Annotated in this window: 22 protein-coding genes and 2 pseudogenes; 15 read left to right on the top strand and 9 right to left on the bottom strand. The window is 70.6% G+C overall.

Features of this window, described 5'->3' with window-relative positions; translation table 11 throughout:
* Positions 1 to 12: 12 nt before the first annotated feature.
* A complete protein-coding gene (locus ACE3QP_RS18480; RefSeq protein WP_374438055.1) occupies positions 13 to 432 on the top strand; it encodes a VOC family protein in 420 nt (139 codons plus the stop codon).
* Here the strand turns inward: ACE3QP_RS18480 and ACE3QP_RS18475 are convergent.
* The 3 genes and pseudogenes from ACE3QP_RS18475 to ACE3QP_RS18465 all read right to left on the bottom strand — a co-directional run.
* Positions 429 to 707 (bottom strand): hypothetical protein, encoded by a 279-nt coding sequence (locus tag ACE3QP_RS18475; RefSeq protein ID WP_374438053.1) that lies wholly within the window; start codon positions 705 to 707, stop codon positions 429 to 431. The genes ACE3QP_RS18480 and ACE3QP_RS18475 overlap by 4 nt on opposite strands.
* Positions 701 to 1,003, bottom strand: a complete 303-nt coding sequence (locus ACE3QP_RS18470; RefSeq protein ID WP_374438109.1) for a serine hydrolase — start codon at positions 1,001 to 1,003, stop codon at positions 701 to 703. Before ACE3QP_RS18470 ends, ACE3QP_RS18475 begins: the two co-directional genes overlap by 7 nt.
* Positions 1,004 to 1,075: 72 nt before the next feature.
* Positions 1,076 to 1,341, bottom strand: a pseudogene (locus ACE3QP_RS18465) (serine hydrolase); the annotation flags it as partial.
* Positions 1,342 to 1,558: 217 nt separating this feature from the next.
* On the opposite strand from ACE3QP_RS18465, the gene ACE3QP_RS18460 reads away from it, so the two are divergent.
* Positions 1,559 to 2,164 carry an OmpA family protein gene (locus ACE3QP_RS18460; protein ID WP_374438051.1) on the top strand — a complete coding sequence of 202 codons (606 nt, stop codon included), beginning with the start codon at positions 1,559 to 1,561 and terminating at the stop codon, positions 2,162 to 2,164.
* 30 nt (positions 2,165 to 2,194) lie between these two features.
* Here the strand turns inward: ACE3QP_RS18460 and ACE3QP_RS18455 are convergent, their stop codons facing one another.
* Complete coding sequence (locus ACE3QP_RS18455) at positions 2,195 to 2,506, bottom strand: YkgJ family cysteine cluster protein (RefSeq protein ID WP_374438107.1); 312 nt, start codon at positions 2,504 to 2,506, stop codon at positions 2,195 to 2,197.
* Positions 2,507 to 2,553: 47 nt separating this feature from the next.
* Complete coding sequence (locus tag ACE3QP_RS18450; RefSeq protein ID WP_374438050.1) at positions 2,554 to 3,669, bottom strand: HD-GYP domain-containing protein; 1,116 nt, start codon at positions 3,667 to 3,669, stop codon at positions 2,554 to 2,556.
* A gap of 94 nt (positions 3,670 to 3,763) precedes the next feature.
* On the opposite strand from ACE3QP_RS18450, the gene ACE3QP_RS18445 reads away from it, so the two are divergent.
* The 11 genes from ACE3QP_RS18445 (at position 3,764) to ACE3QP_RS18395 (ending at position 14,895) form a co-directional block, all read left to right on the top strand.
* A complete protein-coding gene (locus ACE3QP_RS18445) occupies positions 3,764 to 4,249 on the top strand; it encodes a GNAT family N-acetyltransferase (RefSeq protein ID WP_374438049.1) in 486 nt (161 codons plus the stop codon).
* 380 nt (positions 4,250 to 4,629) lie between these two features.
* On the top strand, positions 4,630 to 4,875 hold the full coding sequence (locus tag ACE3QP_RS18440) for a hypothetical protein (RefSeq protein ID WP_374438047.1): 246 nt from the start codon (positions 4,630 to 4,632) through the stop codon (positions 4,873 to 4,875).
* Between the two features lie 25 nt (positions 4,876 to 4,900).
* The gene (infA, locus tag ACE3QP_RS18435; RefSeq protein ID WP_374438045.1) at positions 4,901 to 5,167 is read left to right on the top strand and encodes a translation initiation factor IF-1; all 267 of its coding nucleotides are present in this window, start codon (positions 4,901 to 4,903) and stop codon (positions 5,165 to 5,167) included.
* A 21-nt stretch (positions 5,168 to 5,188) separates the two neighbouring features.
* Positions 5,189 to 5,440 carry an RNA recognition motif domain-containing protein gene (locus tag ACE3QP_RS18430; RefSeq protein WP_374438043.1) on the top strand — a complete coding sequence of 84 codons (252 nt, stop codon included), beginning with the start codon at positions 5,189 to 5,191 and terminating at the stop codon, positions 5,438 to 5,440.
* A 92-nt stretch (positions 5,441 to 5,532) separates the two neighbouring features.
* On the top strand, positions 5,533 to 6,678 hold the full coding sequence (locus ACE3QP_RS18425) for a TIGR04552 family protein (protein WP_374438042.1): 1,146 nt from the start codon (positions 5,533 to 5,535) through the stop codon (positions 6,676 to 6,678).
* A gap of 68 nt (positions 6,679 to 6,746) precedes the next feature.
* Positions 6,747 to 7,481, top strand: a complete 735-nt coding sequence (locus ACE3QP_RS18420; protein WP_374438040.1) for a DUF3592 domain-containing protein — start codon at positions 6,747 to 6,749, stop codon at positions 7,479 to 7,481.
* Positions 7,478 to 9,280 (top strand): fibronectin type III domain-containing protein, encoded by a 1,803-nt coding sequence (locus ACE3QP_RS18415; RefSeq protein ID WP_374438038.1) that lies wholly within the window; start codon positions 7,478 to 7,480, stop codon positions 9,278 to 9,280. The genes ACE3QP_RS18420 and ACE3QP_RS18415 overlap by 4 nt, the downstream gene beginning before the upstream one ends.
* A 50-nt stretch (positions 9,281 to 9,330) precedes the next feature.
* Positions 9,331 to 10,224 carry a hypothetical protein gene (locus tag ACE3QP_RS18410; RefSeq protein WP_374438036.1) on the top strand — a complete coding sequence of 298 codons (894 nt, stop codon included), beginning with the start codon at positions 9,331 to 9,333 and terminating at the stop codon, positions 10,222 to 10,224.
* Entirely contained in the window at positions 10,217 to 11,320 is a 1,104-nt protein-coding gene (locus ACE3QP_RS18405; RefSeq protein WP_374438035.1) for a hypothetical protein, read from the top strand. The genes ACE3QP_RS18410 and ACE3QP_RS18405 overlap by 8 nt, the downstream gene beginning before the upstream one ends.
* A 77-nt stretch (positions 11,321 to 11,397) precedes the next feature.
* Positions 11,398 to 12,228, top strand: a complete 831-nt coding sequence (locus ACE3QP_RS18400) for a hypothetical protein (RefSeq protein ID WP_374438033.1) — start codon at positions 11,398 to 11,400, stop codon at positions 12,226 to 12,228.
* Positions 12,229 to 12,462: 234 nt separating this feature from the next.
* Positions 12,463 to 14,895 carry a collagenase gene (locus tag ACE3QP_RS18395; RefSeq protein WP_374438031.1) on the top strand — a complete coding sequence of 811 codons (2,433 nt, stop codon included), beginning with the start codon at positions 12,463 to 12,465 and terminating at the stop codon, positions 14,893 to 14,895.
* 25 nt (positions 14,896 to 14,920) lie between these two features.
* Here ACE3QP_RS18395 and ACE3QP_RS18390 read toward each other — a convergent pair whose 3' ends face one another.
* The 3 genes from ACE3QP_RS18390 to ACE3QP_RS18380 all read right to left on the bottom strand — a co-directional run bounded on the left by ACE3QP_RS18390 (position 14,921) and on the right by ACE3QP_RS18380 (position 16,937).
* Complete coding sequence (locus ACE3QP_RS18390) at positions 14,921 to 15,625, bottom strand: phospholipase D-like domain-containing protein (RefSeq protein ID WP_374438030.1); 705 nt, start codon at positions 15,623 to 15,625, stop codon at positions 14,921 to 14,923.
* On the bottom strand, positions 15,622 to 16,089 hold the full coding sequence (locus ACE3QP_RS18385) for a hypothetical protein (RefSeq protein ID WP_374438028.1): 468 nt from the start codon (positions 16,087 to 16,089) through the stop codon (positions 15,622 to 15,624). The genes ACE3QP_RS18390 and ACE3QP_RS18385 overlap by 4 nt, the downstream gene beginning before the upstream one ends.
* A gap of 122 nt (positions 16,090 to 16,211) precedes the next feature.
* Positions 16,212 to 16,937 carry a peptidoglycan-binding protein gene (locus ACE3QP_RS18380; RefSeq protein WP_374438026.1) on the bottom strand — a complete coding sequence of 242 codons (726 nt, stop codon included), beginning with the start codon at positions 16,935 to 16,937 and terminating at the stop codon, positions 16,212 to 16,214.
* Between the two features lie 226 nt (positions 16,938 to 17,163).
* Between ACE3QP_RS18380 and ACE3QP_RS18375 the strand changes: the two genes are divergently transcribed.
* Complete coding sequence (locus tag ACE3QP_RS18375; protein WP_374438024.1) at positions 17,164 to 18,045, top strand: alpha/beta fold hydrolase; 882 nt, start codon at positions 17,164 to 17,166, stop codon at positions 18,043 to 18,045.
* Between the two features lie 60 nt (positions 18,046 to 18,105).
* Positions 18,106 to 18,351, top strand: a complete 246-nt coding sequence (locus tag ACE3QP_RS18370; protein WP_374438023.1) for a hypothetical protein — start codon at positions 18,106 to 18,108, stop codon at positions 18,349 to 18,351.
* A 230-nt stretch (positions 18,352 to 18,581) separates the two neighbouring features.
* Here ACE3QP_RS18370 and ACE3QP_RS18365 read toward each other — a convergent pair.
* A pseudogene (locus ACE3QP_RS18365) lies at positions 18,582 to 18,708 on the bottom strand (IS1595 family transposase); the annotation flags it as partial.

The following is an 18,708-nucleotide window of genomic DNA, read 5'->3' as shown; positions in this document are numbered from 1 at the left end:
CCTCAGCACGCCATGCCCCCTTTTGCCGTTCAACGCATCGACCACCTGGTGCTGCGCGTCAGCGATCTGGCGCGCAGCCTGGCTTTCTATGAGCAGGTACTGGGCTGCCAACTGGTGCGCCGCCGCGACGACCTGGGCCTGCTGCACCTGCGCGCCGGCAGCTCGATGCTGGATCTGGTGGCACTGAACGGCCCGCTGGGCCAGCGCGGTGGCGCCGGCCCGGGCGCCGAGGGCCGCAACGTCGACCACCTGTGCCTGCGCATCGAGCCCTTCGACGCCGCGAGCCTGGTCGCCCACCTGGCGCGCTTCGGCCTGCAGCCGCTGGGGCCGGTGACGGACAACTTCGGGGCCGAGGGCGACGGCCCCTCGCTCTACTGCACCGACCCCGATGGCAACACGATCGAGCTCAAGGAGCCGGCGCACGCCTCCTAACCGCGCACGTAGCGCAGGCCTTTGACGCGCTCGCTGCTGTACTCAAGGCCCTGCACACGGCCCTTGGCATCGCGCTGCTCCAGCGGCACGAAACCGGGGCGCTGCTGCGGGTACTGCACGGTGACGGCGCGGTAGCCCGCCCAGGCGCCGCCATGCTGGGTGCGCGCCAGGCCGCGGTCGGTATCGATCATCAGGCCCATGCCATAGCCCAGCAGCGTGCCGTCGTTCAGGCGGCCGGGGGTACGCAGGGTCTCGATCAGGTCGGGCTTCAGCACCTTGGGATTGGCCAGCTCGCCGTCTCAGCGCGCCAGGTCCTGCACCGTGCGCTGCACCGCGCCGTCGCCGGCCTGGTTCCAGTTCGACATCTCGATCCCGAAGCCCTTTTCGGCGGGCCCGGCACGATCTGGGTGTGATCGGTGCGCACATGGGTGGCCTTCATGCCCAGGGGCTGGAACAGGCGCGCCTGCAGCAGGGCGTCGAGCTTTTGGCCGCTGACGCGCTCGACCAGCTGCGCGGCCAGGAAGTAGCCGCTGTTGCTGTAGCTGTGCCGGCTGCCGGGCCTGAACTGCAGGGCAGGTGGTGCTGCACGGCGTCATCCAGGCCCAGCTTGCCGTCCTGCACCAGCAGCAGCACGGCTACGGCGGTGAACTGCTTGGAGCTGGAGCCGATGTCGAACACGGTGTCGGGCCGGATGGGCACGCCAGGGTTCAGATCGGCCAGGCCATAGCCCTTGGCGTAGAGGATCTCGCCGGCGCGGTACACGCCGAGCGCACAGCCCGGGCTCTGCGCACCGAACTCGGCAAACAGGGCATCGATGCGCGCCGGGTCGAGCACGGGCTCGGCGGCGTGGGCGCTGCCCAGCAGGGCGGTCAGCAAGGCAGTGAGCAGGGGCTTGAGGCGGTGCGGCATGCGAGGTTCCTGGGTTGCAAAGGCGCGCAGCATCATTGGCACCCGGCGGGCGGACCCAGCACGACGCGACAGGCTGCGCATTGCCACGGACTGGGCGCGGGCTGCGCGGACCGCTGCGCTGCGTTTGCTCACAAAGCCTGTCAGCCGGATCGCCAGAATCCGCGTTCCTTGCCAGCCGGCCCTGCCGGCCAGTACGTCCAAACCGATGGAGCAACGAATGAGAACAAGCGGGATCCTGGTGGCGCTGGGTGCGCTGACCCTGGCGGGTTGTGCAACCAAGGAATACGTCAACGAAACCGTGGCGCCGGTGCGTGCGGATGTACAGGGCCTGCAGCAGCGAGCGCAGGCGCAGGACGAAGGCCTGAAGGCGTTGGACGGCCGGCTGATGGGCCAGGGCGAGCGCATCAAGGCGCTGGAGCTGGAGGCCCAGGCCCGCGCCGCGGCGGCCGGCAAGATCAAGCAGCCCGGCTTCCTGATGAGCACGGTGCTGACCGACGACCGCTTCAAGTTCAAGCTCGGCCACGCCCAGCTGAGCCCCGAAGCGGGCACGCAGCTCGACCAGCTGGTGGCCCAGCTCAAGGCCGACAACCAACCGGTGGTGCTGGAGATCCAGGGCCATACCGACAGCAGCGGCAGCAGCGAATACAACCAGCGCCTGGGCCTGGAGCGCGCCGAGGCCGTGCGCCAGCACCTGGCGCGCGCCGGCGTGCCGCTGCACCGCATGGCCACCATCTCCTACGGCGAAAGCGCGCCAATGGCCGACAACCGCAGCGCCGAGGGCCGCAGCCTGAACCGGCGCGTGCAGGTGGTGGTGATGCGCTGAGCGGCTGAAGCGCAGTGCCGGCCGCGCCGATCAGGCGCCGGCCGATTCCAGCCCCCAGTGCGCGCGCGCCTTGCGGCATTGCGCGTCACCCGGCTCCACGGCCCGGCAGGGCGAGGGGCGCTGCGCATAGATGCCGCAGGCCACGGAGCGGCCCACCTCGCCCTGCAGGGCCACGCAGCGCGGCGGCAGGCTGGCGGTGCCCTGCATGCAGCGCTCCAGCGGCCGCAGCGCCTGCGTCAGTGCGGCCGGCACCTGGCCGCCGGGAGCGTCGTCGGCCTCGGCCCAGTAGAAGGACACCCGGTAGGTGGCGCAGCAGGCGCCGCAAGTCTGGCAATCCGGCACGGTGGCCAATCCCTTCGATGTTCAGCAGGGGCGAGATTTTGGCGGGCTCAGTGCAGCAGGCCGTAGACCCGCTCGGGCGGCAGCCGGGCCACCAGTTGCCGGTCGGGCTCCAGCGCCTTGAAGGCAAATTCGGGCTGGCTGGTGTCGCGCTTGAGGGAGGCCTGGCAGGGCATGCCGCGCTTGTCGGTCAAGGTGGCCACCAGCGGGGTCTGCGGCGTGGCGCCGCGGCGGATGACGACGCCGCGCTCGCCATTGGCCAGGCTCACCACCTCGCCGGGCGGCAGGGGCCCGAACTCGCGGATCAGCGCCGCCACCATCGGGCTGCTGGGGTACTCGGCATAGGCCTGGCGCTCGGCCTCGCGCAGGTCCAGCGCGGGACGGGATTCGCGCCGGCTGATCTTGGCCAGGAACACATCGGCCAGGCGCAGCAGCTGGGCGGGCTCGCAGACCTCGCGCAAGCCGCGCGGGTAGCCCAGGCCGTCGGCATGTTCGTGATGCTCGACCACGGCGCGCAGCCAGGTCTCGTCCTCGATGCCGGCGGCGCGCAGCCGGGCCACCGCGACATCGGGGTGGGCGCGCAGCTCGTCGCGCTGCTCGGCCGTCAGGCGGCCGTAGATGGCGAAGCGGCCCTGCAGGTCCAGGCAGGCCAGATTCATCGTCAGCGCGGCCATCAGCAGGGTGTGCTGCTGCTCGGGCGCCCACTGCAGGCGCCGCGCCAGCAGCCAGGCCAGGGCCGCGGTGTAGACGGCGTGAGTCAGGCCGTACATGCGCAGGTGGTGGGACTCCTGGCGCAGCATCAGATAGAGCGCCACATCGGGCTGCTGCTCGACCAGGGACTGCAGCGCGTCCCCCAGCTCGCTGCAGGCGGCGCGGAAGTCCTCCGGCGGCAGCGGATCGCGCGCCAGCGCATCCAGGCCCCAGTAGCAGCGCCCCCAGCGCGCAAACAAGGTGGGCGGCTGCGGCTCGACCTTGCGGCCCGCGGCCAGGGCCTTGATCTCCTCGACATCGGCATGGATGCCGCGCGCCAGCAGGGCTTCGAGCTGGCGTTCGCTGCGGATGACCTGGGCCGCGGCCAGCAGCAGATGGCCGTGCTCGTCCCGCACATTGAAGGGCAGGGGCGCGCCCACTTTGATCTGGCTGGCCACCAGCTTGAGCAACTGCATGCGCAGCTCCTGCGTCGGTCGGCCTCCCTGGGCCGGATTGAGACCCAGGCCAGGGTCTGCTGTCAAGCCGCCGGCCGGGAGTCCAATGCGGGGCATGCGCATTTCTGCTCCCGAATTCCTGCCCCTGGACCCGAGCGAGGCCGACCAGGCCCGCCGCCTGCACGCGCTGCTGCAGACCTTCTACCGGCAGGAGGCGGAGCAGCTCGGCTTGGGAGCCGACTACCCGCCGCTGCTGCGCACGGCGCATGCGCTGCAGGGCAGCGGCGAGTGCTGGATCGCGGCGGCCGAGCAGGGCGAACTGCTGGCCGTGCTGGGCTTCTACCCCGACGAGGACGATGAGGCCGTGACGCGCATCGGTGCCCTGGTGGTGCGGCCGGACCGGCAGCGCCAAGGCCTGGCCACCTGCCTGCTGCATGCGCTCATGGCCAGCGTGGGCGGCCACGCCCGGCTCACGGTGCAGACCGCGCAGGCCAACGCCGCCGCGTTGGCCTTCTACCGCCAGGCTGGCTTCAAGGAGCTGCGCCGCTGGCAGGAGCGCTGGCCAGGTGGGCAGCTGGGCGTGGTGAAGCTGCTGCGCTGAGCTTTCCTGTTGGGCCAAAGTCACGCAAGCCGCTTTCTTTAGGGGATCAACCAAGGAAATTTTGTTTCCTTGGGTATGGGATCCCGCTTAGAATCGCTCCGCTTGCCACGCCTTGCTCTCGCACGTGGCATCTGTCGTCTGACACCGCGCGGCCGCTCACTTTGCCCGCCGCCCAATCTGCCAGCCGCCCTGCTCACGGGGTCGCTCCAGCCGTCGACCACGCCAAGCGACGAGCCACCCGGTCGGACCGCTCCCCGGCCACCCTCCAGCGGCGCTGCGTTCGCCCTCCCTGTTTTTCCAATGCCCGGCGCACGGTCTCCGGGTTTCGGTCCATGGCCCAACGCAGGGTCCGGGCCGGTCGGCGCTCACGCGCCCATTCCATGAATCAAGTCCTACAAGAACAAAAAAGTCCTTCCAGCTTCGCGCTGGGCAAATACCTGATCTCGCCGCTGGCGCGCATGAGCGCGCCGGGCGTCTACCACGCCTCGGTGTCGATCCGCAGCGGCCGCGGCCGCGCGAGCCACGACCGCGTGTTCCGTTTCCTTCCCCAGTTCTCCAGCCTCGAGAGCGCGTGCAGCTATGCCGCGGAACAAGGGCGGGCCTGGGTTGTGTCCCCGGCGCGATGACGCGCGCCCCAACCGGAGTCCCCCCATGGCCAAAGAAGAACTGATTGAGATGCGCGGCAAGGTCGATGAAGTGCTGCCCGACTCGCGCTTCCGCGTGACGCTGGACAGCGGTCACCAACTGGTGGCCTACACCGCCGGCAAGATGCGCAAGCACCGTATCCGCATCCTGGCGGGCGACAACGTCAGCCTTGAGATGTCGCCCTATGACCTGAGCAAGGGCCGCATCACCTTCCGGCACATCGAAGCCCGCGCGGGCGGCGCCGCGCCGCGTCCGGCCTTCCGTCCGCGCTAAATCCTTTTGATTGGAAACACCATGAGCACCAAGATCTACGTCGGCAATCTGCCTTACTCCGTGCTGGACGCCGAGCTGCGCGACCAGTTTGCGCATTTCGGCGCCGTGGCTTCGGCCCGCGTCATGATGGACCGCGACACCGGCCGTTCGAAGGGCTTCGGCTTCGTCGAGATGGGTGACGCCGAGCAGGCCCGCCAGGCCATCGCCGGCCTGGACGGCGTGCAGGTCGCCGGCCGCGCGCTGAAGGTCAACGAGGCGCGTCCGCGCGTCTGAGACCGATGCCCCGCCAGGGGCAGGCAATACCGCACAGGGGCGCCGCAAGGCGCCCCTGTTCGTTTGGGCTCCGGCGGGACTAAGCTGCCCGCATGGACTGGCCCCTCGCCAAAACCAGCCGGCGCTTCGCGCTGAACTGGACCTATCTGAGCGACATCGCGCAAGGCGTGTCGCCCATCGACCTGCAGGGCCTGGCGCTGCGCAATCTGGCCGACGCGCGCCAGTACGCACGCGAGTACGGCTACGACGTCGACCAGCCCGGCGTCACCGACTACCTGCGCGCCATCCAGCAAGAAGCCCTGGGCTTCGTGCGCAGCCAGTTTCTGAAGCCCGAGCAACAGGGCCTGATCCCGCCCGAGGTGGCCGCGCCCGGGGACCCGCTGGAGCTGCTGCTGCTGGCCTCGCACAGCACCCACCGCGTGGACCCGCAGCGTCTGTGGGCCTGCACCCTGTTGAAGGTGATGCACGGCCTCTTCTACATCGACAACAACCTCAAGCTGCGCCATTTCGAGACCATCCGCCAGCAGGTCTTTGCCGGCCTGGACGAGGTGCTGGTCGAACGAGAGGGCCGCAGCTATCTGCGCGACGGCCTGCTGGAGCTGCCGCTCGTGCATGTGGAGCGCAAGCGCAACAAGGGCCGCCACAGCATCCTGCTCAAGCTGCTGCAAAAGCCCGAGTACGTGGCCGCCGACATCCACGACCACCTGGGCCTGCGCCTGACCCTGCAGACCCGCGTGGAATGCCTGCTGGCGCTGGAGCTGCTGCGCCGCGCACATCTGGTCTCAGCCAGCAATCTGGAAGTGAGCCGCACGCGCAACACCCTGGTGGACCTGGACGCCGCCAAGCAGGTCTTCACGCGCTGGCGGGCCTTGCTGGAGCGCAGCCCTGGTTACCCGCAGGCCCTGCTGCAGCGCATGGATGAAGAACTGGCCGCGCTGGCGCCGCAGCCGCAGCGGCGCGACAACCCGCACAGCGCGGCCGAGTTCCACAGCCTGCAACTCACGGTGCGCAAGATGATCCAGCTGCCGCCCGAGGCCGGCAGCGAGGCCGGCTGCCGCTTCTTCTTCGCCTACGAGATCCAGCTGCTGGACGCCGCCAGTTTGGCGCAAAGCCAGCAGGGCGCGGCCAGCCACGAGGCCTACAAGCAGCGGCAGGTCGAGACCGCGCGACGGCGCGTGTTCGGGCCGCAGCTGCTGGCCTGGCTGGCCGGCCAAGCCAACCCGCAGGCCCCCGCCTGAGGGGCCAGGGCGGCCGCCCTTGAGCTGCCACGGAGCCTGCCGGCACACTGCCCGCCAAGGAGACCCCCATGCAATCCTGGCTGATGCGCCTGCCCGGCCTCTTGTTCAGCGGCGTGTTCATGCTCGCTTTCGGTCTTGTGGGCATCTTCTTCGGCATCAAGCCCACGATCGAAACCCTGGCCATGGCCTGGACGGTGCAAGGCTGGCAGGCCGTGCCGGCCGAGGTGTTGCATGCGCAGTTGCACGAGCACCGCGGCAGCAAGGGCAGCACCACCTACCGGGTGGAAGCGCGCTACCGCTACGTCATCGACGACCAGGCGCACGAGAGCGAGCGCATCGGGCTGGATGAGTCCAGCGGCAGCGACAACATCGGCGACTGGCACCAGCGCTGGGCCGACCGGCTGCAGACCTCGCAGGCGCAGAACCTGAAGGTGCTGGCCTATGTGGACCCGGCCAACTCGGCACGCGCGGTGCTGGAGCCGCACATCCGCTGGCCGATGCTGTTCTTCCGGCTGCCCTTCGCGCTCGTATTCACCGGCGTGGGCCTGGGCGCGGGCTGGGCCTTCATCCGCATCTGCCGCGGCCAGCCGGCGCAGCCTGAAATCCAGCGCAAGTTGGACACACGCGGCGGCGGCGCGGCGGCGCTCGGCCTGTTCGCCTTCTTCTGGTGCGGCCTGTGCCTGCCCATGGTGGCGCTGGTGTGGAGCGACGGCGACGCGTCCTGGGTGGCCAAGCTGGTGATCTCGGTCTTCGGCCTGATCGGCATCGGCCTGGCCGTCGGCGCATGGAAGGCGCGGCGATGAAACAAATCCCTCTTGCAGCCCTGCTGCTGCCGGCCTGGGTGCTGGCCCAGCCCATCCCCACGCTGAGCCTGACGGGCGGCCGCTACGCGCTGGAGCTGCCCTATCTGGACCTGGGCAGCGGCAGCGCGCGCACGGCCTGGAAGGCACGCCTGCAGTCCGGCGATCTGGCCGTTTTCGAGGTCGAGGCCGGCTCGGTGGCGCAGCAGGCCTTGCAAGGCAGCGGCAGCAGTGCGGCGCGCCTGGAGGGCGGGCCCGGGGCCTACCGGCTGCAGCTGCCCTATCTGGAGTTCACGCTGGACGGCCAGACGCGTGCCTTCCGTGCCACGCTCCAGAGCCCCGACCTGGCCCGCTTCCAGGTGGAGGCTGCGAGCGTGGCTGAGCTCGGTCTGTACCCCGCCGCACCCAGCGGCCTGCAACTGAGCGAGCAGGGCATGCAGACCGTCGGGGCCCAGCGCTTCGGCAGCTCCACCCAGCTGCTGCTGAGCTGGCAGGCACCCGGGGCCTTGCCGGCGCAGTACGCGATCGAGGCGCTCGATGCCAGCGGCAGCGTGCTGCGCTTCCAGGCCGGCGCCGTGGCCACCCAGGCCCTGCTGAGCGGACTGAAGGCCGCCACGGCCTACCAAGTGACGCTGCGCGCCTGTGCCGATGCGGCCTGCAGCCGTTCGCGCAGTGCCAGCGCCAGCGCGAGCACGCCCACCGAGTTCTGGCAGCTGCAGGGCAGCGGCAACACGGTGGCCGGCCTGCTGCAACCGGTGAGCGACGGCAATGCCCGGCTCTCGGCCACGCGCTTCGGGCCCGAGGCCGGGGTCAGCGCGAACACCGTGCAGTTCTATTACGGCCCGCGCGGCTTCAGCGGGCTTGCGGTGGCCAGCAGCGCGGCGGGCAGCTACCAGAGCTTCACCAGCCTGGCCGCCAGCAGTGGGGTGCGTTCGCCCGGCAGCGCGGGCAACCCCATCCAGAGCATCATGACTGGCCAGGGCGTGCCCCTGGGCGGCGCGCTGGGCGCCAAGGTGCGGCTGTTCTTCGAATCGAACGACGCCGATGGCCGCACGCGCATCTACTCGGTGGACAGCGTGGACGGCTACGCCGGGCGCGATTTCCACAGCGGCGCCGCCACGCAGTGCAGCAGCCCGGCCGACTACGCCGCCGGCGGCCCCTGTGCGGCCACGCTGGTGATCGGCGTGGAAGGCGATGGCGCCCTGGCCAACCCCAAGCTGCGCGCGGCCCGCCAGCACAAGCTGGCCTGGCCCACGCAGGACGACTGGCGCTGGCGCGGCGAGGCCGGCAGCTTCATGGTCTTCACGGTCGATGCCCTGAGCGGCTGCAGTACCGCCAGCCACAACCACGGCTATGCGGTGTGGGACGGCAGCCGCTTCCAGGTGCAGTACGAGGCCGCTGGCTGCCCCAAGCTCTTCAAGAGCATGCAGGCCGCCGTGCCCATGCACCTGGGCGGCGCGCGCTACAAGCTCTACTTCGGCGACCCCTCCGTCAGCACCGGGCGCCTGCAGGGCTCGGGCCTGCCCTTCGTCGGGCCGAAGAAGCTGCTCTACGCCGATGGCGCACTCAGCGGGGCGGCCGGCACCGTGGAGTTCGAGGACTGGGAGCCCATCGCCCAGGCACGTGGCCTGGTGTTTCTGTGGCCGAACGGCGAGCCGCTGGACGACCGCGCCGAGGGCTATATCGATGACTTCCACTTCCTGGCACCGGCCGGGAACCTGGCCCAACAGCTGGGTTACCTGAGCATCACCGATGGCGTGGTGGTGCCCTTTGCGGCGCTGGCGGTGCTGTTGAACCCCTGAGACCTTGTTTGGGCATAGTGCGGCGCTCGACCACGCCCCGGGAGACCCGCATGGGACCGCTGACGCCGACGCAATGCATCGTGTGCGACAAGAGCCTGCCGCTCTGGCAGAGCGCGGGCATGGCGCCCTGCTGTGGCGATCCGGCCTGCAAGCTCCTGCTGGCACAGCGCGGCCAGATGGGCGAGTTTCTGTTCCAGCATCAGGTGGCCCAGGGCCGCGCCCGCGCGCGCGAACGCGCCGAGGAGGCGCGCGCCGTGGCGGCACGCGCCGCCGCTGAAGCCGCCGAGAGCGAACGCGCCTTTGAGGCCCTGCGCGCCCAGCGCGGCACAGGGCCGGGCGTGCTCGAGGCCGTGCTGCCCAGCGGGCCGCGGCGCACGCGGCCGGTGTCCGCGCGGCGGCGCGCGGCCTATGAGGCGCATCTGCGCGCCATCGTGGCCGAGGCCTTCACAGAACCGCCGCCAGATGCGCCCCCCCCCGCGCCGCCGGCCACACCGGAACTGGGCTCGCGCCTGCCCGAGCGCCTGTGCACGGCCTGCGGCGGCGGCTGCTGCACCGCCGGCAAGGAGCACGCCTACCTGATCCCCGCCAGCATCCAGCGTCTGCGCTTCCAGGATCCCAGCCTGCAGCCCGAGCAGATCGTGCAGTTCTACCTGCGCCACATCCCGGCACAGGCCTGCGTGAACTCCTGCGTCAACCAGACCCGGCAAGGCTGCGCGCTGCCGCGCGAGTGGCGCTCGGATACCTGCAACACCTGGGCCTGCAAACCCCTGCAGGCGCTGTACGCGGGCCTGCAGGCCGAGCCCCCCGTGCACACCGTGCGCGTGCTGCGGCGCCGCCAGGACCAATGGACACAGACCCTGCTGCAAGCCGACAACGGCATCGTGGCGCGCGCCGAGTTGCGCGAGGACGCCCTGCTGAACCTGCGCATCCCGCGCGATGACTGAAGCCGCCCCGCAGCTTTGCGCCGCCTGCGGCGGCCTGATGCGTTTCGAGCCCGGCAGCCAGCGCCTGCGCTGCGGCGCCTGCCGCGGCGAGCAGGTGCTGGACGACCCCGGCGCCGCCGCACTGGCCCAGGCCCTGGCCGAGCAGGACTACGCGCACTACCTGGCCCTGCGCGCCGGCCAGGAACCGGCCCTGGCCGCGCAGGCCGTGGACTGCCCGCAATGCGGGGCGCGCTGCGAGTTCCCGCCCATGGTGGTGGCCATGCCCTGCGCCTTCTGCGCCGCGCCGCTGCAGGCCACGCAGGCCCACGCGCAGCGGCAGATCCGCCCGCACGCGCTGCTGCCCTTTCAGCTGGACGATGGCGGCGCCCGCCAGGCCTTTGCACGCTGGGTGGGCAGCCGCTGGTTCGCACCGAATGCGCTGAAGGCCCTGGTGCGCTCGCCCGATGGCGGGCGCGGCGTCTACCTGCCGGCCTGGACGATCGACGCGCACAGCCATTCCGAGTACCGCGGCGAGCGCGGCACCCACCGCCAGCTGCGCGAGACGCGCCAGAACGCCCAGGGCCAGAGCGAGACCGTCACCCGCACCGTGACCGACTGGACCCCGGTGGCGGGCGAGTTGGACCTGCAGTTCGACGACGAACTCATCCCCGCCAGCGCCAGCCTGCCCGCGGCCGGCGCGCCGGCCCTGGCCATGCCGGCGCTGGCCGCGCTGCGCGTGGTCGATGCCGACTACCAGGCCGGCTTCCAGACCGAGGCCTACGCCCTGGGCCTGGAGCCCGCCTTCGCGCAGGCTCAGGCGCACTTCGAGGCACGCATCCGCAGCGCGGTGGAGCGCGAGATCGGCGGCGACGAGCAGCGCATCCACAGCCTGCACAGCCAGTTCGATGCCATCCGCTTCTGCCTCATCCTGCTGCCGGCCTGGATTTACAGCTACCGCTTCCAGGGCAAGGTCTGGCAGGTGGTGGTGAACGGACACAACGGCACCGTGGCGGGCGAGCGGCCCTGGTCGGCCTGGAAGATCGCGCTCACCGTGGCCGGCGTCGCGCTGGGCGCCGCACTGCTGTGGTGGCTGGGGCAGGGCGGTAGCGTGGCATGAGCCCGGCGGGCCGCTGAGGCGCACCCGAGCTAGCGCGCGCTTGGCAGCCGGGGGGCCTGCGGCGCAGCATGCCGGGCATGAACACGCCCATCGCCGCCCCGCGCCCCGCGCCAGCCCACCCCGCCCGCCACTGGCCGCTGGCCCTCGCAGCCTGGCTGCTGCTCTACCTGCTGGCCCTGGGCCTGGGCGAGTTGCCCGGCCTGCAGGCCCTGGGCCAGGCGGCCCACACCGGCAGTGCGGCGCACGGCCACCCCTATGCCGACACGCGCAGCTGGCTCGGCCTGCCCTTCGCGGCCGACACGCTCAGCAACCTGCCCTTCGTGCTGCTGGCCCTGCTGGGTGCCGGGCGCCTGCGCCGTCACCCGCTGCAGGGCATCGGCCGCCGCGCCGCCTGGGTGTTCTGCGCCGGCCTGCTGCTCACCGGCCTGGGCTCGGCGGCCTTTCACCTGGCGCCCAGCGCCGGCAGCCTGGTGCTGGACCGCCTGGGCATGGCGGTGGCCTTTGCCGGCCTGCTGGGCCTGGCCAGCACGGCGCGCCTGGGCGAGGCTGCCGGCCGCTGGCTGCTGCCGGTGTACCTGCCGCTGGCACTGCTGGCCGCGGCGCTGCCGGGCCTGGGCGGCACGGTCTGGCCCTGGGCGGTGGCGCAGTACGGGGGCGTGCTGTGGCTGCTGGGCCTGTGCCTGCTGCCGCAGCCTGCAGGCGCGCTGCGCTTAGGCCTGGCCTGGGTGCTGCTGGGCTATGCCCTGGCCAAACTCTTCGAAGGCCTGGATGCGGCGATCTTTGCCGCCAGCGCGGAATGGGTCAGCGGCCACACGCTAAAGCACCTGGCCGCGGCCGCGGCCTGCTGGCCGGTGCTGGCCAGCCTTGCGAAACAAGACGTGACGTCTTTGTCGCTCCGGCCACGCTGAACAACCAATCCTCACCCGCGTTCGCAAAGTCTTACCGCCCACCCCCGGGCAAGCCCGATAGTCCATATCGCATATTGGATCCAATATATCGGCTCCAGCAGATGCACAGGCGCGGTGCGTAGGACTGCTGGTGTGCGGCCCCTCCGCTTCGCGACGGTGGGGCGGCAGCGCCGGGGCAGCAGAGCGACACCCTGACCCCGGTGTTCCCCCAAACAGACCGACGGAGACACCCCGATGCGTACCCCTGCCCTTTCCGGGCTGGGCCTGGCCCTGGCTTGCTGCCTGAGCCTGGTCCATGCCGCCCCCCGCCCCAGCGACACCCTGCCGCGCCCGCACAGCCACCAGGCCGTCAGCCCCAAGGACCGCGCCCCGCTGCCCAGCACGCGAGAACATTTGCGCGACGACGCCGGCCAGACCCTCAAGCGCCGCCTCGCCGCACGCGCGGCCGCCGCGGCCTGTGACGTGAACCTCTACACCACGCGCAGCGGCACTGCGCTGGTGGAGGCCATCCGCGCCAGCAGCACTGACTGCATCAACCAGCTCTTCACCCTGAGCGGCGCGGACGCGCAGAAGGCCTTCAACGAAACGCAGATGCGCAGCGTGGCCGAGGGCCTGCGCCTGCAGGCGCTGAGCTACGCCGGCAACAACAACGGCGCCATCCAGCAGCTGATCCTCTACCTGCGTGCCGGCTACTTCGTGCAGTACTACGCCCCTGAGGTGGTGGGCAGCTATGGCAGCGGCCTGAAGACGGCGCTGCGCGGCGCGCTGGACGCACTGTTCGGCAATGCCGCGATCCGGCAGGTCAACGACGCCAACGGCGGCGTGCTGGCCGAGGCCGTGACCCTGATCGACTCGGCCACCGAGAACGCGCGCTACCTGTGGGTGGTGCGTCAGCTGCTGGACGGCTACGGCGCCGACTGGAATGCCTACTGGGGCATGAAGAACGCCGTCAACAACGCCTTCACGGTGCTGTTCCGCGGCCATCAGAACGACGATTTCCAGGCCGTGGTGCAAAGCGACACCAGCGTGCTGCAGGCACTCTCCAACTTCGCCAACCGCAACTGGGGCCAGCTTGGCGGCGCCGAGGGCTATCTGGTGACGAACGCCGCGCGCGAGCTCGCCCGCTTCCTGCAGTACGGCACGCTGAAGCCCGTGGTGCGCCCGCTGGTGCAGACCCTGGTGCAACGCAGCAGCGTCAGCGGCGTCACCGCGCCGGTGTGGATCGGCCTGGCCGACATGGTGGACTACCACGACCCCGGCCGCTGCACCGACTACGGCCTGTGCGACTGGCGCGCCCGCGCCGAGGCCGCAGCGCTGCCGCAGCGCCAGGTCTGCAGCCCCACGCTGACCCTGCGCACGCAGTCCATGAGCGCGGCCGAGCGCAATGCCACCTGCGCCTCGGTGATCAATCAGGAAAGCTATTTCCACGCCAAGCTGCAGACCAACAAGCAGCCGGTGGCCAATGACCTGAACAGCGCGCTGGAGCTGGTGGTCTTCAACAGCAGTGCCGACTACGAGACCTACGCCGGCGCGCTGTTCGGCATCGACACCAACAACGGCGGCATGTACCTGGAGGGCAACCCCGCCACCCCGGGCAACCAGGCGCGCTTCATCGCCTACGAGGCCGAGTGGCTGCTGCCCAACTTCCAGGTCTGGAACCTCAACCACGAGTACACGCATTACCTGGACGGCCGCTTCAACATGGCGGGCGATTTCTCGGCCGGCCAGACCACGCCCACGGTGTGGTGGGTCGAGGGCCTGGCCGAGCATGTCTCCTACTGCTACCTGAACCAGCGCTACGACCGCGCCTTCACCGAGGCCCCCAAGCTCAGCTACACGCTGAATCAGCTGTTCGACACCGACTACAACGGTGGCAGCACGCGCGTCTACCAATGGGGCTACCTGGCAGTCAGCTTCATGATGGAGCGCCACCGTGCCGACGTGACGACGCTGCTGGGGCATTACCGCAAGGGCGAATGGGCGGCCGCGCGCACGCTGCTCAAGACCACCATCGGCAGCCGCTACGACGCCGAGTTCCGCACTTGGCTGCAGGGGGTTTCGGCCACCGGGGTGAACTGTGCCAACCCGGTCGTCAACCAGCCGCCGGTGGCGCGCTTCGAGAGCACGGTGAATGGCCTGTCCGCCAGCTTCCGCGACACCTCGACGGATGCCGATGGCCGCGTCACCACCTGGCGCTGGACTTTCCATGACGGCACTCAGTCCACGCTGCCCAACCCGAGCAAGACCTACGCTGCCGCGGGTGACTACCCGGTGACGCTGGAAGTCTGGGACGACGGCCGCCTGGGCGCACGCACCGACGGCAGCGTGCGCATCACCGCCAGCCCCTGCCCGAGCCGCAGCGATGCGATGGGCAATGGCTGCGTGCGCAGCGGGCTGAGTGCCGCGCAGGGCGGGCTGCTGTACTACTTCATCCAGGTGGACAAGCCCAACACCACGCTGACCATCCAGACCAGCGGTGGCGCGGGCGACGCAGACCTGTACTTCAGCGGCAGCGGCTGGGCCAGCCCGAGCAGCTACCAGCTGCGCTCGGCGGGCAACAGCAATAGCGAGACGCTGCAGATCCCGATCGCGCAGCCGGGCTACTACTACCTGACGGTGCATGCCTACCAGGCGTTCAGCGGGCTGAGCCTGAGCACGCGTTACTGAGCCCCGCCTGCGGCGGGCCGGCCGCTCAGGCCGGCTCGTCCAGGCGCCGCCACAGCGCCTCGAAGCGTTCGCCGAAGGCGGCGAGCAAGCCGGGCTCCTGGCTCAGCACCAGGTTCTCCTCATTCAGCTCGCTGGCGCTGCGCGTCCAGTTGTAGCTGCCGTTCAGCAACCAGGCGCCATCGAACAGCGCGAACTTGTGGTGCATGTGCGCACGGCTGCGGTCCACCCGCGTGGGCACGCCGCGCGCCATCAGCTGGCGCACGTCACTGCCGGCGTCGAAGGCCTTGTCGTTGTCGGTGATCAGGCGCAGCCGCACGCCCCGCCCGTGCGCGGCCAGGATCTCGCGAGTGATGCGGTCGTCGGAGATCGTGAAGACGCACAGATCGACGCTGCGGCTGGCGCCGCGCAGCCGGCCCAGGATGGCGCGCAAGCAGTCCTCGCCCGGGCTGAAGTGGGCGCGGCTGGGTGCCAGGCCAGCGGGCAGGCGCGCCTGGTCGAGCGCGCGCATCACGCCCTCCAGCCAGGGCAGCAGATCGGCCGCGGCCTCGCCCGCCTCCACGCGCTGCCGCGCCAGCGCAAAGGCCTGCTTGCGCAGCTGGCGCAGCCCGTCCTCGGGCGGGTTGGCCTCGCGCAGCGAGGCGATCAGCTCGCGCCGCTCGGCGTCGCTGAGGCGGCTGTCGGCCAGGCTGTCGTCCAGGGCGGTGAGCAGGGGGGCGGGGTTCCAGGTCATCGTTCGGGGGCACGCAGGCACAGGACGCGAATTTCACTGCTCGGCGGCGTGTAGCGCCTCGCGCGGTTGGAGGGCCATTCGCCGAGCTCGATCGCCCAAAGGCGCCCGGAGGCATCCGGGCTCGCGCTCCAGAAGAACCGAGCACTGAGCTGGAACAAGGGCGAGACGCGGCAGAGCTGCGAGCCACAGGGCATTTGGGCAAAGCCGGGGTCCTGCAGGGCCCTGAGTTCGGCCTCGCCCGGCAGCTTCCAGCCCGGCCCGAGCGCCTGGCAATGGGCCTGCGCCTCGCTGGCGGGGATGGGGCGGCCGCCATCGTGCGCGGTCCATAGCAGCCCGGTCTGGCTATCGAGCACCAGGCCCGGGCCTGCCGGCCGCCAGCGCACCGAAAGCAAGGCCCGGCGCATCACCTCCGCACCGTCCGGCGGGAGGCGCTGGCGTTCCAGATCGGCGAGGTGTTCGCTCACCCTGGCGGGGCGGGTGGATGCGGGGCTCGAAGCCGGAACGGCTGCTTCCGGTGCGGCGCCGCTGTGTTGGGCCAGACAGGCGAAGAGGAGCCCGGCGCCCAGATGAAGGCGACGCATGGCGCTCAGCGCTCAAACACCCGGTAGGTGCGCGTGGGCACGTCCATCACCCATGCTTGGTATTCCACCCAGCTGATCTTGCCGCGGTTGGGCGGCCAGGGGTCGAGCACCAGCAGGTGCGTGCCCTCGCCGGTGGGCTGGTTGTCGCTCACCATCGCGCTCACCGCCACCCAGTGGCCTGGCGAGCCGCGCCCAGCCGCATAGTCCTGCGCGCGCCACAGCATGCTGAAGATCAGCGGCGTGCGCTTGAGGGTGTTGACCAGCGCACCCACGCTCCAGCTCATCGGCGGATTGCAGCGCAGGCCATGGGCGGCGGCGAAGCGCGCACCCAGGGGCGCGCCGAGGTCGGTGGCGGAGCCGTTGTTGAGGCCGCCATCGGCCGACACCATGTCGCGCGGCGTACGGGCAATCACCGCTGGCACCGTGCTGCGCGTCAGCATGGCCGTGCTGGCCGCCCAGCAGGTGCTGGGGGTGGGCTGCGGGATGTGGGTGAGGTTGTGGTTGGCGCTGGCGATGTTCAGACCCTGGGCCAGCGCGGCCTGGGTGATGGGGCCAGCCACACCGTCCGGCGACAGGCGGTTCTGGCGCTGGAAGGCCACCACCGCGGCCTGCGTGCGCGGACCGAAGTCGCCATCCACTTTCAGGCGCGGCTGCGCCCCCTTGGCATTGAGCTGCACCTGCAGCACCACGACATCGAACCCCCGGGAACCCTGGCGCAGCAATGTGGGCATGGCAAACCTTCCGGCAGCGGTGGCAAAGGGGCGATCTTGACAAGCCAGGCCGGCCCAAATGCAAGCACTTGCTACCGCTCCCGTGTTCAAGGGGCGGCACCACGCCGTTCAGGGCGCCGGGCTGTCGATTCAGCGGCCCCGCCCGCCATGCGGCGAGCGGGCGGCGCCGGCTGCGGCCCGGCTGGGCAGGATGCGCCCATTCCAACCCCACTCACCGGAGCACCCGATGCCACACCGCCCCCTGAACTGGCTGAGCCAGATCTTCGCCACCACCGCCTTGCTGGCCGCCAGCTGGTCCGCGGGCGCCAGCCCAGCCAGCGAACTGCAGGTGCAGGTGCGCGGCGACGGCCGGCCGGTGCTATTCGTGCATGGCCTGAACAGCGCCGCCAGCACCTTCGAGGGCACCTGCGCGGCGCTGCAACCGGGCGTGCAATGCCATCTGGTGCAACTGCCCGGCTTTGCCGGCGCCGCACCGCTGGCCGAGCCCAAGGCCTATGTGCAGCAGCTCAGCCAGCAGCTGCAGGCCTACACCGAGCGCGCCGGCCTGAAGGACCTGACCGTGGTGGGCCACAGCCTGGGCGGCAGCCTGGCACTGAACTGGGCGGCCGAGCGGCCCGAGCAGATCGCCCGCCTGGTGATCGTCGACACCCTGCCCTTCCTGATGGCGCTGCGCAACCCGCAGGCCACGGCGCAGGAGGCCGGGGCCACGGCGGCGGCGATGCGCGAGGGCGTGCGCCGCGGCCCGCTGCCGCGCCCGCACCTCGAAGCCATGGCCAGGAGCATGACCCGCACGGCCGAAGGCCAGCAGCGCCTGGTGGCCTGGGGCGAGGCCAGCGACCCCGCCAGCACCGCCGAGGCCATGCACGACCTCTGGGCCCTGGACCTGCGCCCGCTGCTGGCGCGTGTGCAGGCCCCCACGCGCGTGCTGGCCTCCTGGGCCGCCTATGCGCCCATGGGCGGCACGGCAGAGCGCGTGCGCGGCCTTAATGAAGCCCAGTACGCCGGGCTCAGGGGCGTGCAGATCGAGGTCAGCGCGGCCGGCTACCACTTCCTGATGTGGGACGACCCGACCCTGGTGGAAGCGCAGGTGCGCGCGGCGCTGCAGTGAGCAAGGGCGGAGGCGCTGCTCGCACAATGTGCGCCCCCCGCCGCCAACGACGCTCACACCATGATCGAACCGCCCGAAGTCCCGCATGTCCACGGTCACCACGAGGGGCCGCACCGTCACCCTTGGCTGCGCTTGATGCTGGACGCCGTGGTGCCGATCAGCGTGCTGCTGCTGTCCATCGGCGCCCTGCACACCGGCACGGCGATGGACAAGCTGGTGGCGCACAACGAGAAGCTGGTGAAGGCGCAATCCACGCCGATCCTGACGTACAACACCAGCAATTTCGATGACCAGCAGCAGCGCTAGGCGCTGAAGTTCGAGATTACCAATGTGGGCACCGGCCCGGCACGCCTGCACTGGGTGCGCGTGCATCAGGACAAACAAAGCTATCCGCACTTCTTTCCCTGGCTCGAGTCGCTGAACCGGGAATCGGCGGCACTGAGCAGCGCCGAACCTGATTAGTAATGTGCCTCAGCACCGCCACGGATCTCCGGAATTGGATGCGGCGGACAGCGCGCCACATCCACGATGAGTCGGGCGGCGAGGTAAGTGTCGGCATGCTTGGCCCAACCCAGGGAGTGATAGGCCCCATGCAAGCTGGTCTTGAGGTTGCCCAGGATCGTGTTGACCCAGGTGAACTGGGGCAGATCGCGAGGCTTGCGC

This window comes from Inhella sp., assembly GCF_041912635.1.
Taxonomy (GTDB): Bacteria; Pseudomonadota; Gammaproteobacteria; order Burkholderiales; family Burkholderiaceae_C; genus Inhella.
Note: the sequence above shows the minus strand (reverse complement) of the source record. Positions and strands in the feature narration are given on the sequence as shown.

Excerpts from the sequence above, each read along its gene's own strand:
- ACE3QP_RS18370 (WP_374438023.1), top strand. The coding sequence starts at position 18,106 with ATGATCGAACCGCCCGAAGTCCCGCATGTCCACGGTCACCACGAGGGG.
- ACE3QP_RS18425 (WP_374438042.1), top strand. The coding sequence starts at position 5,533 with ATGGACTGGCCCCTCGCCAAAACCAGCCGGCGCTTCGCGCTGAACTGG.
- ACE3QP_RS18440 (WP_374438047.1), top strand. The coding sequence starts at position 4,630 with ATGAATCAAGTCCTACAAGAACAAAAAAGTCCTTCCAGCTTCGCGCTG.
- ACE3QP_RS18380 (WP_374438026.1), bottom strand. The coding sequence starts at position 16,937 with ATGCCCACATTGCTGCGCCAGGGTTCCCGGGGGTTCGATGTCGTGGTG.
- ACE3QP_RS18460 (WP_374438051.1), top strand. The coding sequence starts at position 1,559 with ATGAGAACAAGCGGGATCCTGGTGGCGCTGGGTGCGCTGACCCTGGCG.
- ACE3QP_RS18445 (WP_374438049.1), top strand. The coding sequence starts at position 3,764 with ATGCGCATTTCTGCTCCCGAATTCCTGCCCCTGGACCCGAGCGAGGCC.
- ACE3QP_RS18395 (WP_374438031.1), top strand. The coding sequence starts at position 12,463 with ATGCGTACCCCTGCCCTTTCCGGGCTGGGCCTGGCCCTGGCTTGCTGC.
- infA (WP_374438045.1), top strand. The coding sequence starts at position 4,901 with ATGGCCAAAGAAGAACTGATTGAGATGCGCGGCAAGGTCGATGAAGTG.
- ACE3QP_RS18420 (WP_374438040.1), top strand. The coding sequence starts at position 6,747 with ATGCAATCCTGGCTGATGCGCCTGCCCGGCCTCTTGTTCAGCGGCGTG.
- ACE3QP_RS18450 (WP_374438050.1), bottom strand. The coding sequence starts at position 3,669 with ATGCAGTTGCTCAAGCTGGTGGCCAGCCAGATCAAAGTGGGCGCGCCC.
- ACE3QP_RS18375 (WP_374438024.1), top strand. The coding sequence starts at position 17,164 with ATGCCACACCGCCCCCTGAACTGGCTGAGCCAGATCTTCGCCACCACC.
- ACE3QP_RS18400 (WP_374438033.1), top strand. The coding sequence starts at position 11,398 with ATGAACACGCCCATCGCCGCCCCGCGCCCCGCGCCAGCCCACCCCGCC.
- ACE3QP_RS18480 (WP_374438055.1), top strand. The coding sequence starts at position 13 with ATGCCCCCTTTTGCCGTTCAACGCATCGACCACCTGGTGCTGCGCGTC.
- ACE3QP_RS18430 (WP_374438043.1), top strand. The coding sequence starts at position 5,189 with ATGAGCACCAAGATCTACGTCGGCAATCTGCCTTACTCCGTGCTGGAC.
- ACE3QP_RS18410 (WP_374438036.1), top strand. The coding sequence starts at position 9,331 with ATGGGACCGCTGACGCCGACGCAATGCATCGTGTGCGACAAGAGCCTG.
- ACE3QP_RS18415 (WP_374438038.1), top strand. The coding sequence starts at position 7,478 with ATGAAACAAATCCCTCTTGCAGCCCTGCTGCTGCCGGCCTGGGTGCTG.
- ACE3QP_RS18390 (WP_374438030.1), bottom strand. The coding sequence starts at position 15,625 with ATGACCTGGAACCCCGCCCCCCTGCTCACCGCCCTGGACGACAGCCTG.
- ACE3QP_RS18405 (WP_374438035.1), top strand. The coding sequence starts at position 10,217 with ATGACTGAAGCCGCCCCGCAGCTTTGCGCCGCCTGCGGCGGCCTGATG.